A 13,763-nucleotide genomic window follows, 5' to 3' on the forward strand; every position below is an offset into this window, starting at 1 on the left:
GCGCGAGCATGCGCAGCCGGGCCCTCCGCGAGAAGACGTGGCTTGTTCGGGTACCGCGATCAGGGCTGCAGCGGCCGGTTGTGCTCGTCCCGAACCTTGCCGGTGAGCATCATGATGCCGTCGATCAACGGCCAGATGCCACCGAGGCCGCAGGTCAGCCACACCACTGCGATCTGCGCGATCGCCAGGCCCGGCTGGTTGAGATAGAACCGGCCGGCGCCGAACGCACCGAGGAGGATCTCGAGCAGACCCGCGGTCATCCGCGACTTGTCCGAGTACGGCTCGCCGGTGAGCGGATCACGACCGTACGGCGCCGACGGGTCGGCGAAGCCGTAGCCGGGCGTTCCACCCGGGCCGTAGCCGGGGGCGGCGGCACCGTAACCGGGCGCGGCACCGTAGGGTTGCGGCGGCGGAGGCGGGGTCGGTCCCCCGAATCCTCCCGGTGCGCCGTAACCGGACTGGTCGCCCATCGGGTACTGCGGGTTCGGGGTGCCGTAGACGGGACCGGCCGGACCGCCGGGCTGCTGCGGCGCCGACGAGTAGTCGGACGGCGGCGGGTAGCTGGGCGTGGTGCCCCAGCCCGGGCCGTTGCCGATGCCCGAGTAGGTGTCCCAGCCCGGGCCGGCGGTTCCCGGGGACGCTGCCGTGGACTCGGAGGTCTGCGGCGGCTCCGAGAGAGATGCCTGCGCGGTCGCGTCGTAGTCGAACCCGGGTCCGAAGTTCGGGTTCGACTGCGCGTCCGCTGGGTCGGATGCTTTCTTGCCGAAATCGATCGGGCGGCCCGAATTCGGGTCGGAAGCAGCCGGATCCGGTGTTGTCACTGGTGATCCCCCTCGTGGTCGATGTGTGTGTCAGACCTTACCGGCGCTTGCTCCCGGGTTCGGTTCAGGCAGGGGTCAGCGGTCCGCCGTCTTCGACCCGCCGGCCTCCTCGACCGGCTTCTCGGTTGACTTCTCGTCCGCTGGCTCGGCGTCGGCCGTCTTGTCGTCGGCCTGCTTGTCGTCGCCCTCCTGCGGGTCCTCATCGCCCTTCGCGACCGCGCTGTTACCGGCGGTCACAGCACCGTCGGTCCCGTCTTCGGAGTGCCGGGTCCGGGTCGACTTCAGCTCCTCGGGCGCCTCCCGGCCCTTGCGGGCGAAGACGAAGTACGCGACTGCGAGCGCGAACACGATGCCGGAGGTGAACGAGTTGATGCGGATGCCCGCGATCTGGGTGGCGGCGTCGCTGCGCATCAGTTCGATCCAGAACCGGCCCAGGCAGTACCCGGCGACGTAGAGGGCGAACAGCCGGCCGTGCCCGATCCGGAAGCGGCGGTCCACGACGACGAGCAGCACGACGATCAGCACGTTCCACAGCAGTTCGTACAGGAACGTGGGGTGCACCACCGAGGCGACCTGCCCGGTGGAGACGCCGTCGATCAGGCCGGGCGACACCTGACCGGCGTCGTTGCGGCGTTCGTAGATCTCGAGGCCCCACGGAAGCGTCGTCTCGCGACCGTACAGTTCCTGGTTGAACCAGTTGCCGAGCCGGCCGATGGCCTGGGCGAGCAGGATCGCGGGCGCCAGGGCGTCCCCGAACGCGGGCAGCGGGATTCCACGGCGGCGGCAGCCGATCCAGGCGCCGACCGCGCCGAACGCGACGGCACCCCAGATCCCGAGACCGCCCTCCCAGATCTTCAGGGCGTCGATCGGATCGGCGCCGTCGCCGAAGTACTTCCGCCAGTCGGTGGCGACGTGGTAGAGCCGGCCGCCGATCAGGCCGAACGGCACCGCCCACACGGCGATGTCGAGGACGGTGCCCTTCTCGCCGCCGCGCGCGACCCAGCGCCGGTCACCCCACACGATCGCGACGACGATGCCGACGATGATGCACAGGGCGTAGGCACGCAGGGCCACCGGCCCGAGATACCAGACGCCCTGTGGGGGCGAGGGAAGATAGGCGAGGAACGTGGTCGTGTCGGTCACGGTGCCACGGTAGCCGAGCGCACTCCCTTCGCGAGATCGCGTGTCAGCTCGAGCAGCGCGTCGCGGCCCTGAGCGGCGGCGGTGACGAGCGCGGAACCGACGATGACGCCGTCGGCGTATCCGGCGATCTCCGCGGCCTGGGCGCCGTTGCGGACACCGAGACCGACCCCGACCGGGATGTCGGAGTGGGCCCGCACCCGCGCGACGAGCTCCGGTGCGCGGTTGTCGACGTTGTCGCGGGCACCGGTGACGCCCATCGTCGACGTCGCGTAGACGAACCCGCGGCAGTTGTCGAGGGTCATCGCGAGCCGCTCGTTGGTCGACGACGGGGCGACGAGGAAGATGCGGCCGAGCCCGTACTTGTCGGACGCGGCGATCCAGTCGGCGGCCTCGTCGGGGATCAGGTCCGGGGTGATGATGCCGAGCCCGCCCGCCGCGGCGAGGTCGCGCGCGAAGTTCTCGACGCCGTACTTGAGGACGAGGTTCCAGTAGGTCATGACGACGGCGGCGCCACCGGCGTCGGTGACCGCCTTCACCGCCGGGAACACGTCCCGCACGCGCACACCGGCGGCGAGCGCCGCGTTGGCGGCGTTCTGGATGGTGGTGCCGTCCATGACGGGATCGCTGTAGGGGATGCCGACCTCGACGAGGTCGCAGCCGCCCTCCACGAGCGCGGTGACGGCCTCTATGGACTTCTCGACCGTGGGGTAGCCGACCGGCAGGTAACCGACGAGCGCGGCGCGCTTCTCGGCGCGGCAGGTCGCGAAGATGGCGGAGAGGCGTTCGTGCGGTGCGCTCACTGCGCGGCTCCTTCGGTGTCGGTGCTGTCGGAGGGCAGGTAGCCGAACCACTTGGCGGCGGTGTCGACGTCCTTGTCGCCGCGGCCCGAGATGTTCACCAGGATGATCGCTCCCTCGCCGAGTTCGCGGCCGAGTTTCAGCGCCCCGGCGACCGCGTGGGCCGATTCGATGGCGGGGATGATGCCCTCGGTGCGGCTCAGCAGCTTGAACGCGTCCATCGCCTCGGTGTCGGTGGCCGACCGGTATTCGGCGCGGCCGGTGTCGGCGAGCCACGAATGTTCCGGTCCCACACCGGGATAGTCGAGACCCGCGGAGATCGAGTGCGATTCGATGGTCTGGCCGTCCTCGTCCTGCAGCAGGTACGAGTACGCGCCGTGCAGGGCGCCGTGGGTGCCGCCGCCGATGGTCGCGGCGTGCCGTCCGGTTTCGACGCCGTCGCCGCCGGCCTCGATGCCGACGAGCTTGACGGACGGGTCGTCGATGAACGGGTGGAAGATGCCGATGGCGTTGGAACCACCACCGACGCAGGCGACGACCGCGTCGGGCAGGCGACCGGTGTGGGCCTGCACCTGGGCGCGCGCCTCGAGGCCGATGATGCGCTGGAAGTCGCGGACCATCGCCGGGAACGGGTGCGGCCCGGCGGCGGTGCCGAAGCAGTAGTAGGTGTTGTCGGCGTTGGTGACCCAGTCGCGCATCGCCTCGTTGATGGCGTCCTTGAGGGTGCGCGAGCCGGTCTTGGCGGCGATGACCTCGGCACCGAGCAGGCGCATGCGCGCCACGTTCAGGGCTTGCCGCTGGGTGTCGACCTCACCCATGTAGACGAGGCATTCGAGGCCGAGCAGGGCGCACGCGGTCGCGGTAGCGACACCGTGCTGACCGGCGCCGGTCTCGGCGATGACGCGGGTCTTGCCCATGCGCTTGGCGAGCAGGGCCTGCCCGAGCACGTTGTTGATCTTGTGGGAGCCGGTGTGGTTGAGGTCTTCGCGCTTGAGGAGCAGGCGCGCGCCGCCGGCGTGTTCGCTGAGCCGGGTGGCCTCGTAGACCGGTGACGGCCGGCCCGTGTAGTCGCGCTGGAGACGATCGAGCTCGGCGAGGAAACCGGGGTCGGTGCGTTCCTTCTCGTAGGCGGCGGTGACCTCTTCGATGACGGCCATGAGCGCCTCGGGCAGGTAGCGGCCACCGAAGACCCCGAAGTGTCCCTTGGCGTCCGGTTCGTGCGCGGTGGGGACGGACACGGCTTCGCTCATGACGGGAAGGCCGCGGCCCTTGGCCGAGAGGACGGAATCGTCTGCAGTCACGTGTCCAGTCTGCCCCACCATCGCACCCGCCGTGCCGTCGGGTCACCCGCGCAGTTCGCGGTGCGTCGTCGGCCGAAGACGTCCGCGCGCACCGGTATCCGCCGACGACGCGGACAGCCGCGCAGTGAGGACACTGCGCGGCTGTCTGATCGTCGTTCGGAGGGTCCGGTCGGTCAGCGTGCCGGCTTCGGGCAGGACGGATGCGTACCCACGGTGACCAGTTCGGCGACCGCCTGGCGGGGGTCGCCGCTCGTCACGAGACCCTCACCGACGAGCACGGCGTCGGCACCGGCACCGGCGTACGCCAGCAGGTCCGCCGGGCCCCGCACACCGGACTCGGCGATCTTGAGGACGTCGCTGGGCAGGCCCGGCGCGATCCGCGCGAACGTGCCCTTGTCGACCTCGAGGGTCTTGAGGTTGCGGGCGTTGATCCCGATGACGGTCGCGCCGGCCTCGAGAGCGCGGGTCGCCTCCTCCTCGGTGTGCGCCTCGACGAGCGCGGTCATGCCGAGCGATTCGACACGGTCGATGAGGGAGGTGAGCACGGGCTGTTCGAGCGCGGCGACGATCAGCAGCACGAGATCGGCGCCGTGCGCGCGGGCCTCGTGGATCTGGTACGGGCCGACGATGAAGTCCTTGCGCAGCACCGGGATCCGCACGGCGCGGCGGACCGCGTCGAGGTCGGCGAGGCTGCCGTGGAAGCGGCGTTCCTCGGTGAGCACGCTGATCACGCGTGCTCCCCCGGCCTCGTAGGCCTTGGCGAGTTCGGCCGGATCGGCGATGTCGGCGAGTGCGCCCTTCGACGGGCTGGCCCGCTTGACCTCGGCGATGACGGCGATCCCGGGCTCGCGCAGCGCAGCCTTCGCATCGATCGGCGGGGGTGCGGCGGCAGCGGCGGCCTTGACGGTGTCGAAGTCGACGACCGCCTCTCGGGCGGCGACGTCGGCGCGCACCCCTTCGAGAATCGAGTCGAGAACTGTCATGGCTCGAGTCCTTTCCGCACCCTTGTCAATCCCCCTGTGACGAAGCTCATCAGGTTCCTGAAGCCTAGTGGGCCGCTCCACAGCGGTCAGCGGCGGGTACCCGAATCGTCGCCGTCTTCGCCGTCACGAGGCGGCTTGCGGGTGGCGTCCGGGGCGGGATCGGCGTCGAGCGTCGGGTCCTCCCCCGCATCCAGGGCATCCCACAGGGCGCGTTCGGTGACCGGTTCGTCGCCCTCGCCGCGCCGCGCGGCCGCCTCGCGTCGCGCGGCGGGACCGGCGTACTTCGACGACAGGCCCGCCTGACTGCGCGGGGTCCGCCACAACACCACCCCCGCGACCAGCGCCGCGACCGCCCCTACCAGGGCAAGGACGGCCGGTCCGTAGGCGATGTCGGTGGCGGTGACCGTCGCCCGCGCGGGCAGTTCCGCGATGCGGGCCGCGTCCTCCGGGTCGGCGCCGCCGGCGAACAGTCCGACGGCCGGAACCGCCGCGGCGATCCCGACGGCCGCGACCGCGACCGCGACGATCCGCAGCGCCCAGCCGCGCACCGCGAACGACGCGGCGATCGCGGCGACGAGCACGAGCGCGAGCGGCGTCAGCGAGGCCGCCCAGGTGCCGCCGTCAAGTGTGCTGGTCCGATCCTGTCCCAGCCCGTCGGAGGAGGACACGGTCACCCACGTCATCCGGCTCGATGCCCACAGCGCGAGCGCGGCGACGCCGAGCAGCAGCGCCGCCACGACGGCGGGGCGGCGGCGCGGCGCGGCGGGTGCGGGTGCGGGTGCGACGGGGTCGGTCACTCGGGGTCACCACCGTAGGGGACGAGGGTGGCGGCGGCGGCGACCGCGGACAGCGCGGACATGGCCTTGTTGCGGGCCTCGGTGTCCTCGTAGACCGGATCGGAGTCGGCGACCACCCCGGCACCGGCCTGGACGTACGCGACGCCGTCCTTGACGAGCGCGGTGCGGATGGCGATGGCGGTGTCGGCGTCGCCGGCGAAGTCGAGGTAGCCGACGATGCCGCCGTAGATGCCGCGGCGGGTCGGTTCGAGCTCCTCGATGAGTTCCATCGCGCGGACCTTCGGCGCACCGGACAGGGTGCCCGCCGGGAAGCACGCGGTGACGGCGTCGAGGGCGTGCTTGCCGTCGGCGAGGCGGCCGGTGACGGTCGAGACCAGGTGCATCACGTGGCTGTACCGCTCGATGTGCCGGTAGTCGTGCACCTTCACGGTGCCGGGTTCGCACACGCGACCGAGGTCGTTGCGGCCGAGGTCGACGAGCATGAGGTGCTCGGCGTTCTCCTTCTCGTCGTTGATGAGGTCCTTCTCGAGCAGGACGTCCTCCTCCTCGCTGGTGCCGCGCCACCGGGTGCCCGCGATCGGGTGGGTGGTGGCGACGCCGTCGGAGACGGTGACCAGCGCCTCGGGGCTGGATCCGACGATGGAGAACGCGGTCTCCCCGTCCGGGCCCGGAATGTGCAGCAGGAACATGTACGGGCTCGGGTTCGACGCGCGCAGCATCCGGTACACGTCAATGGGCGCTGCGGGACAGTCGATTTCGAAGCGCTGCGAGAGCACCACCTGGAAGGCTTCACCGGCTTCGATGTCGCCGATGAGCTTGCGGACGTCGGCGCCGAAGCCCTCGGTGGTCCGCTGCCGCCGGTAGTCGGGGGCGGGCTTCGCGAACGTGGAGACGGTGGACGCGGCGGGGGCGGCGAGCGCGGCGGTCATCCGGTCGAGCCGGGCGACCGCGTCGTCGTAGGCCTCGTCGACTCGTTCGTCGGAGCCGTCCCAGTTGACGGCGTTGGCGATGAGCCAGATCGTGCCCTCGTGGTGGTCGACGGCGGCGAGGTCGGTCGCGAGGAGCATGACGAGTTCGGGGATCTGCAGGTCGTCCTCGGCGATCGAGGGCAGCTTCTCGAGGCGCCGGACGGTGTCGTAGCCGAGGTAGCCGACCATGCCGCCGGTCAGCGGCGGCAGGCCGTGCAGGCGCTCGGTGTGCAGGAGCTTCAGGGTTTCGCCGAGGACGTCGACGGGGTTGCCGCCCTGGGGTGCGCCGGCGGGAACGCTGCCGTACCAGGCGGCTTCACCGTCGACGACGGTGAGCGCGGCGGAGCTGCCGGCGCCGATGAACGACCAGCGCGACCAGGAGCGGCCGTTCTCCGCGGATTCGAGCAGGAAGGTTCCGGGCCGGTCGGCGGCGAGCTTCCGGTACGCCGACAGCGGCGTCTCGGCGTCGGCGAGCACCTTGCGGGTGACGGGCACGACGCGGTGCTCGGCCGCGAGTACCCGGAACTCCTCGCGGGTGGTGGTATCGGATCGACCGCGCGCGGAGGGGTCGCTGGCTGCGGGAATGGTGGTGGGCTCGCCGGACATGCGCCCATCATCCCAGGGCTGCCGCGAGGGCCGCGCGCGCGGTAGCGTCGCCGGGCATGAGACCCGGTGACATCGCCCCCGATTTCTCGCTGCGCGACCAGGACGGCAAGCTGCGCTCGCTCGGCGAGCTGCTCGCCGACGGCCCGCTGGTGCTGTTCTTCTACCCGGCCGCGTTCACGCCGGTGTGCACCGCGGAGGCCTGCCATTTCCGGGATCTGGCGGCGCAGTTCGCCGCCGTCGGCGCGACCCGCGTCGGGATCAGCGCCGATCCGGTGGACCGGCTCGCGTCGTGGGCGACGCGGCAGAGATTCGACTTCCCGCTGCTGTCGGACCCGGACGGTGTCGCCGCCGCGGCGTACGGGGTGCGGCGCGGGCTGCTCGGGAAGCTGTCCCCGGTCAAGCGGACCACGTTCGTGATCGACACCGATCGCCGCATCCTCGACGTGGTCGCGAGCGAGTTGCGCGCGTCGGTGCACGCGGACCGCGCGCTCGACGCGCTGCGCGCCCGCTGAGCGGGTTCAGTCCACCTGGATCGAGCGTTTCGCCAGGCCCATCCAGAATCCGTCGATGACCTGCCGGGCCGACTGCTCGGGGTTGCTGGACGCACCGAGCGTGACGAACAGCGGCGCGAAGTGCTCGACGGTCGGGTGCGCGTAGGGCATGCCCGGTGCCCCGGTGCGGAAGTCGAGCAGTCCCTCGATGTCGCCGGCCGCGAACCGTTCCCCGGCCCACGCGTCGAACTCGGAGGACCAGCCGGGGGCGGTCGCCTCGGGTCGCATGTCGCGCAGGAACGGCAGGCCGTGGGTGGTGAAGCCGGAGCCGACGATGAGCACGCCCTGCTCGCGCAGCGGCCGCAGGCGCTCGCCGAGGTGCAGCAGCCGCTGCGGGTCGAGGGTGGGCAGCGAGATCTGCAGCACCGGGATGTCGCCGTCGGGGTACATGACGGTCAGCGGCACATAGGCGCCGTGGTCGAGACCGCGGTCGGGCTGCTGCACGACCGGTTCGTTGTCGGGCATCAGCGCCGCGACCTGGCGGGCGAGGTCGGGTGCGCCGGGTGCGGTGTAGGTGACCTCGTAGAAGCGCTGCGGAAAGCCCCAGAAGTCGTAGACGAGCGGGGTGCCGGTGGCGGTGGCGCCGATGGTCAGCGGCGCCGATTCCCAGTGCGCGGACACCACGAGGATCGCCGTGGGTCGCGGCAGGTCCGCTGCCCACCGCTGCAGCTGGGACACCCACAGTTCGCTGTCGACGAGCGGCGGGGCGCCGTGGCTCAGGAACAGGGCGGGCATGGTGCTCATGACACTCCTAAAAGTTGAAGCTTCAACCATCATAGGGGTGCAACGAGCGGATCGCCAAGTTCATTCCCCACCGCCGCGAGCGTGCTCACACCGGAGAAGACCGAAATGACGGCGGGCGTACCGAAATATCGGTGCACCGACCGTCGTACCGGGCGCCTCCGACCGGCCGGACCGTCCGCGTCAGCCCGTGAACGTGAGCAGCGCCCAGCCCACCCCCACCGCCGACGCGGCGACCGCCAGCGTCAGCGGGATCCCGAACCGCACGAACGTCGCCGTCGAGTACCCGCCCGGGCGCAACACCATGAGGTTCGTCTGGTGGCTGTACGGGTTGAGGAAGGTGAACGAGATGCACGTGCCGATCAGCGTGAGCAGCAGCACCGGATCCAGGTCCGTGGTCGCGGCGATCTGCAGGGCGATCGGGGTCAGGATGGCCGCGGCGGCGGCGTTGGTCACCACGTTCGTCAACACCGTGGTGCCGACGACGAACACCAGCACGATCAACGCGACGTTCCCGGCCGCCAGGGTGAGAACGGCGTCGGAGATGTAGTCCCCGAGGCCGCTGCGCACGACGATCGTGCCCAGCCCCACCGATCCGGCGATGATCGCCAGGATGTTCCAGTTCAGGGCGCGCACGGCCGATCTCGGCGTCAACACCCCGGTCAGCACCATCAGGACGGCGCCGGCGGTCGCGACGAGTTCGACCGCGAGGACGCCGGACGACGCCGCGGCGATGGTGGCGGCCAGGATGCTCACGGCGATCCACGTCTTCGCGGCCTGCGGCGCCTTGCCGGACAGCTCCCGCCACACCGCGACCAGGGAGTTGTCCGCGAGCGAGTCGGCCGATTCCGCGGTGACCAGGCACAGCCCACCGGGTTGCGCGGGAGCCTCACGCAGCAGCCGATCGGTCTGCGCGGCGATCACCAGGATGTCCTCGTGCTCCTCGAGGTCGCGCACCGACCGGCCCTCGTTGGTGGCGATGGCCACGCGGAACAACCGCTGCGGAACGAGGCCGAAAACCGGGTTCGACCACAGCATCCGGACACCGGCCTCGGTCGCCCGGTACACCAGGACGTCGCCCGGCTCGAGCGGGCTGTCGATGTCCACGGGGTCGCCCCAGCGGCGGATCTCCACGAGTTCGTACTCCGCCGTGGAACGGACGTCGAGCCGGGATGCGGTGCGGCCGACGGCAAGCGCCCGCGCCGAGATCGGGATCTCGGCCTGCCACGACAGGTCGCGTTCGCCCTCGGCGACCCGTCCACCGAGCAGCAAGGGTGCGGTGACCGTCAGCACCAGCCAGCCAACGACGGCCACGGGCACCGCGATGGGCACGAACGAGAACATCGACACCCGCACCCCGGCCGGCTCGGCGAGCCCGGCGATGAGCAGATTCGAACTGGTTCCGATCAGCGTCGCCGACCCCGCCAGGGTCGTCGCGTGCGCCACCGGCAGCAGGATTCCGCGCGCCGGGATCCGGGACCGCTGCTCGAGTTCCTTCGTGGCCGGGATGAGCATCGCCACGATCGGGGTCGTGTTGATCAGCGCCGAGACGACCCCGACCGACGGAATCAACCGGCGCAGCACCTGACCCGAGGTGCGAACCCCGGACAGCAGCAGATGGGTGACGCGGGAAACCGCCCCGGTCCGCAGGACGCCTTTCGCGATGACGAGCATCGCCGCGATCGTGATGACGCCGCTGTTGCTCAACCCCGCGAACAGTTCGGCCGGAGTGGCAATCCCGGCCAGGCCCGCGACGACCAGTGCCGTGGCCAATGCCAGCACCGCAGGGGCCTTCCCGGTCGTCATCACGACGAGGGTCGTCACCACAATGAACGCCGCGAGAAGAGCCATGCGAGAGATAGTCTCAACTCGTGTCGCGGCAGGCTCACAACAGTCGACGAGAAATCCGATACTCCGTCATACTCTCCGATTCTTCCTGTTGCCTTGCTGCGTGTCCCGGAGGAGCGGGATCGGCACGCATCGCAAGGGTCGGTCACCGCGCCGGCACACACCCCGACCCGGTCGGGACGCGGACCGAACCGAGTCTGTCGGTGCCCGACGCTACGGTCGGAGCCGCGGTCGAGCACGACGAGATGTTTCCGGCAGGAACCGATCGACGACGACACGGGGCGGGGGTGAACGGATGAGCAACACCGCACCGATGGGCCGGCGCCCGTTCGCGTTCACCACCCGCCCGTACGCGGCGGTCGACGACAGCACCGGCGAGCAGATCGGACTCGACGACCTCGATATTCGCATCGCATGGCTGCTCGACCTGATCACCGGCGCCGAAACCGAACTGCTCACCCGCCTGTGGCACCCGGACACCTTCGACACCCTGGCCGCCGGCCGTGACCGCGACGGCCGGGCACTGCCGAAGCACGGGCACGTCGCGGCGGCGCGTCTGGGCTGGACCCCCATCTATCCCGGCGGGGTGTACGTGCCGTCGCGGGTGACGCGGGTGGTCACCGCCCAGGCCACCGCGACCCTGCGGACCCTGGCGTATCGGGATGCGGCGATCGCGGCGCTGTCGGCCCGGTTCGATCCCGTCACCGGACGCATCGCCGCACCGGAGTGTGCTGCGGAGTATGTGCCGGCGGGGTTCGCGCGGGGTGTGCGCCGTCAACTGCTCGCCCGGACCCGCCACGTCGGCGAGGCAACGTCCGGCGACGCGATGTGGGACGCAGCACAACCCACACGGTTGCGGATCACCGACATCCAAACCCCGCCGCGGGTCGGTGCGATGGCCCGGCTCTCGGCCGCCGACACACAACTCGCCCGGCTCACCGTCACCGGCGACATCATGGTGCTGACGGTGAAGCTGCCCACCACCGCCGCCCCGACCGGGCGGGCGCAGTGGCGCCCGGTGCGGATGACCGCCGCGCTCCCCCCGCACCTGCACGGCCGGACGATCACACAGTGGCATCTGCCGACCCTGACCCTCGACGGGCGGGGTCTGTTGCTGCGGTGCGCCGCCACCGAAGCCGTCCCCGCCGGCGACCTCGCGGCGGGCACGGTCGCGGTGGGGGTGGATTGGTCACCGGCCACCCTCGGCGCCGCCGCCGTGGTCACCGACACCGGCGACGGGTTGGTCTCCGACTTTCGGGGCTTCACCTACGACGATCGTGGTCTCGGCATCACACTCGCCCGCCTCCAGACAGAAGGCCAATTCCTGCACCGCAAGGCCGCCCGGCTGCGCCGGCTCGCCGAGAACGCCTCGCCCCGGGTGCGGGCGGAGCTGGAGGCGAAAATCGAGGTCCTCGACGACAATCGTCTCGCGATCGGTGTGAAACGCGCCAGGATCAACCGGGAACTGGCGTTTCATTTCGCCCGCCAGATCGTCGACCACGCCGCTGCCTCGCAGGCGACGGTGATCGCGGTGGAGGACCTGACCACCCTGGAGGCTCGCAGGCGCGGCCGGTGCAACAACAATCGGGCGGCGCAGTCCGCCCGCCGCAAGACCGTCGATGCCCTGGCCCACACCGCGGCCCGAGTGGGTGTGGTGGTGGTGTCGGTGCCGGCGCGGGGATCGTCGGCACGGTGTCCGGGCTGTGATGAGCCGCTGACCCGCCCCGGTGGCTATCACACGGCATGGTGCGAGGCGTGCAAGGTGGGTGGGAATCGTGATCATGTGGCGGCGGTGAACCTCGCCGCACGGGCGTTGTCGGGGCGCGCTGCGGCGGTCCGCACCCGCAGTGGGAGCGTCGAGATCCGAACCGCGGTGCACGCCCCGGTCCGGAAATGCCGGGACAAGACCGGCCCGACCCCGCGCAGGCCTCGGCATCGCCGGGTCCGCCGCAGTGTTCCCGCCGCGACACCCCCGAAGGGGGTGACACAATCGAGGAATTGTCCTGCACCCGAAGCGTCGGTGTGGGACACGGTCGAGCCCGCAACATCGCACGATGGTGTGGTGGGTAGCCGTGAGAAACGTGGATCTTCACCGCCTGCCACGTCAGCGGCAGGAAGTATCAGATTTACGTAGACGCTCGATCGCCACGCATGTTCGCACGACAGCTGACCATCGGCCGAAGGCGAGGAAGGCATGACATTCGTGAACACCGGAACACACATCGCGGTCGGCATCGACGGATCCGACACCTCGCTCGGCGCCGCGAAATGGGCCGCAGCGGTCGCCGGGAAGCTGGGCCGGTCACTGCAACTGGTGCATTCGACATCGCACCCCACGCGTCTGCTCGGCATCGGCGATCCGACACTCTCCCAGCAACTGGCGGACAGCCTGACCGAGGACGGCACCCGCATCCTCTCCGAGACGGTCGCCGCCGTCCGGGAGCACGCACCCGAGGCGCAGCTGACGACGCTGCTCGACGAGGAGGCCCCCGCGACGACCCTGCTCACGGCCGCGAAGGACGCGTCGCTCATCGTCGTCGGCGCGACCGGTCGCGGGTCGGTCGAGCGGTGGCTGCTCGGCTCCACCGCGTCCCGGGTGGCCGGCCGCGCGCCGTGCCCGGTCGTGGTGTGGCGCGGCGACCCGGCCGATCCGGGACCGGACACCCGCCCGATCGTCGTCGGCGTGGACGGCACGTCGACATCCGCGAACGCGACCGAAACCGCATTCGGCTTCGCCGAACTGACGGGCGCACCCGTCACCGCGGTCCGCACCTGGACCGGCGAATTCGCCGCCGACACCGTGATCACCGACTCGATGCCGATCGTGGGTCCGGCGACGCTCCTCGTCGACTGGGACGCCGTGGCAGGCGAGCAGGCGTCGAAGTTGCGCGAGATTCTCGCCCCTTACCGGCAGCGCTTCCCCGACGTGGCGGTCGAGGAGGTATCGACGCGCGGATCCGCGCCACGCGAGCTGCTGCGGGTCCTGGACGACGCCCAGCTCGTGGTCGTCGGCAGCCGCGGCCGGGGCCGCATCGCCGGTGCCCTGCTCGGTTCGACGAGTCAGAATCTTCTTCACCGCGCGGAGCGGCCCGTGATGATCTGCCGCGCGGACGACACCGATCCGAAGTGATCGGAGCGGCCCGCCGCGCGCGAGCACCCGTCTCTTTGGCAGGCTGGACGGGTAGTGACGACGGAAGCGAGGACACA

The 13,763-nt window shown here is 70.9% G+C and carries 12 protein-coding genes; 3 read left to right on the forward strand and 9 right to left on the reverse strand.

Features of this window, described 5'->3' with window-relative positions; genetic code table 11:
• Positions 1-59 precede the first annotated feature (59 nt).
• From ACWDUD_RS23515 to ACWDUD_RS23545, 7 genes are all read right to left on the reverse strand, one after another.
• Positions 60-821 carry a TM2 domain-containing protein gene (locus ACWDUD_RS23515; RefSeq protein ID WP_197251701.1) on the reverse strand — a complete coding sequence of 254 codons (762 nt, stop codon included), beginning with the start codon at positions 819-821 and terminating at the stop codon, positions 60-62.
• Positions 822-896: 75 nt separating this feature from the next.
• Entirely contained in the window at positions 897-1,964 is a 1,068-nt protein-coding gene (gene lgt, locus ACWDUD_RS23520; RefSeq protein WP_248676676.1) for a prolipoprotein diacylglyceryl transferase, read from the reverse strand.
• Positions 1,961-2,764: a tryptophan synthase subunit alpha gene (gene trpA / locus ACWDUD_RS23525; RefSeq protein WP_197251700.1), complete on the reverse strand. Its 804-nt coding sequence runs from the start codon at positions 2,762-2,764 to the stop codon at positions 1,961-1,963. The genes lgt and trpA overlap by 4 nt, the downstream gene beginning before the upstream one ends.
• Positions 2,761-4,011: a tryptophan synthase subunit beta gene (gene trpB, locus ACWDUD_RS23530; RefSeq protein WP_197251702.1), complete on the reverse strand. Its 1,251-nt coding sequence runs from the start codon at positions 4,009-4,011 to the stop codon at positions 2,761-2,763. The genes trpA and trpB overlap by 4 nt, the downstream gene beginning before the upstream one ends.
• Positions 4,012-4,235: 224 nt before the next feature.
• The gene (gene trpC, locus ACWDUD_RS23535) at positions 4,236-5,045 is read right to left on the reverse strand and encodes an indole-3-glycerol phosphate synthase TrpC (protein WP_248676677.1); all 810 of its coding nucleotides are present in this window, start codon (positions 5,043-5,045) and stop codon (positions 4,236-4,238) included.
• An 86-nt stretch (positions 5,046-5,131) separates the two neighbouring features.
• Positions 5,132-5,842: a TIGR02234 family membrane protein gene (locus ACWDUD_RS23540; RefSeq protein ID WP_450110862.1), complete on the reverse strand. Its 711-nt coding sequence runs from the start codon at positions 5,840-5,842 to the stop codon at positions 5,132-5,134.
• Entirely contained in the window at positions 5,839-7,416 is a 1,578-nt protein-coding gene (locus tag ACWDUD_RS23545; protein WP_450110863.1) for an anthranilate synthase component I, read from the reverse strand. Before ACWDUD_RS23545 ends, ACWDUD_RS23540 begins: the two co-directional genes overlap by 4 nt.
• A gap of 56 nt (positions 7,417-7,472) precedes the next feature.
• Here ACWDUD_RS23545 and ACWDUD_RS23550 point away from each other — a divergent pair, with 56 nt between their 5' ends.
• The gene (locus tag ACWDUD_RS23550) at positions 7,473-7,928 is read left to right on the forward strand and encodes a peroxiredoxin (RefSeq protein ID WP_450110864.1); all 456 of its coding nucleotides are present in this window, start codon (positions 7,473-7,475) and stop codon (positions 7,926-7,928) included.
• Positions 7,929-7,934: 6 nt separating this feature from the next.
• Here ACWDUD_RS23550 and ACWDUD_RS23555 read toward each other — a convergent pair whose 3' ends face one another.
• Complete coding sequence (locus ACWDUD_RS23555) at positions 7,935-8,702, reverse strand: dioxygenase family protein (protein ID WP_450110897.1); 768 nt, start codon at positions 8,700-8,702, stop codon at positions 7,935-7,937.
• A 189-nt stretch (positions 8,703-8,891) separates the two neighbouring features.
• Positions 8,892-10,559 (reverse strand): SLC13 family permease, encoded by a 1,668-nt coding sequence (locus ACWDUD_RS23560; RefSeq protein WP_450110865.1) that lies wholly within the window; start codon positions 10,557-10,559, stop codon positions 8,892-8,894.
• A 292-nt stretch (positions 10,560-10,851) separates the two neighbouring features.
• On the opposite strand from ACWDUD_RS23560, the gene ACWDUD_RS23565 reads away from it, so the two are divergent.
• Complete coding sequence (locus ACWDUD_RS23565) at positions 10,852-12,690, forward strand: zinc ribbon domain-containing protein (protein ID WP_450110866.1); 1,839 nt, start codon at positions 10,852-10,854, stop codon at positions 12,688-12,690.
• 60 nt (positions 12,691-12,750) lie between these two features.
• Positions 12,751-13,686 carry a universal stress protein gene (locus ACWDUD_RS23570; protein ID WP_450110867.1) on the forward strand — a complete coding sequence of 312 codons (936 nt, stop codon included), beginning with the start codon at positions 12,751-12,753 and terminating at the stop codon, positions 13,684-13,686.
• Positions 13,687-13,763: the final 77 nt, after the last annotated feature.

The sequence above is a fragment of the Rhodococcus sp. NPDC003382 genome, from assembly GCF_053589135.1.

Bases quoted from the DNA above. Each gene is read 5' to 3' on its own strand.
- ACWDUD_RS23570 (WP_450110867.1), top strand. From the start codon at position 12,751: ATGACATTCGTGAACACCGGAACACACATCGCGGTCGGCATCGACGGA.
- ACWDUD_RS23555 (WP_450110897.1), bottom strand. From the start codon at position 8,702: ATGCCCGCCCTGTTCCTGAGCCACGGCGCCCCGCCGCTCGTCGACAGC.
- trpC (WP_248676677.1), bottom strand. From the start codon at position 5,045: ATGACAGTTCTCGACTCGATTCTCGAAGGGGTGCGCGCCGACGTCGCC.
- ACWDUD_RS23550 (WP_450110864.1), top strand. From the start codon at position 7,473: ATGAGACCCGGTGACATCGCCCCCGATTTCTCGCTGCGCGACCAGGAC.
- ACWDUD_RS23560 (WP_450110865.1), bottom strand. From the start codon at position 10,559: ATGGCTCTTCTCGCGGCGTTCATTGTGGTGACGACCCTCGTCGTGATG.
- ACWDUD_RS23545 (WP_450110863.1), bottom strand. From the start codon at position 7,416: ATGTCCGGCGAGCCCACCACCATTCCCGCAGCCAGCGACCCCTCCGCG.
- ACWDUD_RS23565 (WP_450110866.1), top strand. From the start codon at position 10,852: ATGAGCAACACCGCACCGATGGGCCGGCGCCCGTTCGCGTTCACCACC.
- trpB (WP_197251702.1), bottom strand. From the start codon at position 4,011: ATGAGCGAAGCCGTGTCCGTCCCCACCGCGCACGAACCGGACGCCAAG.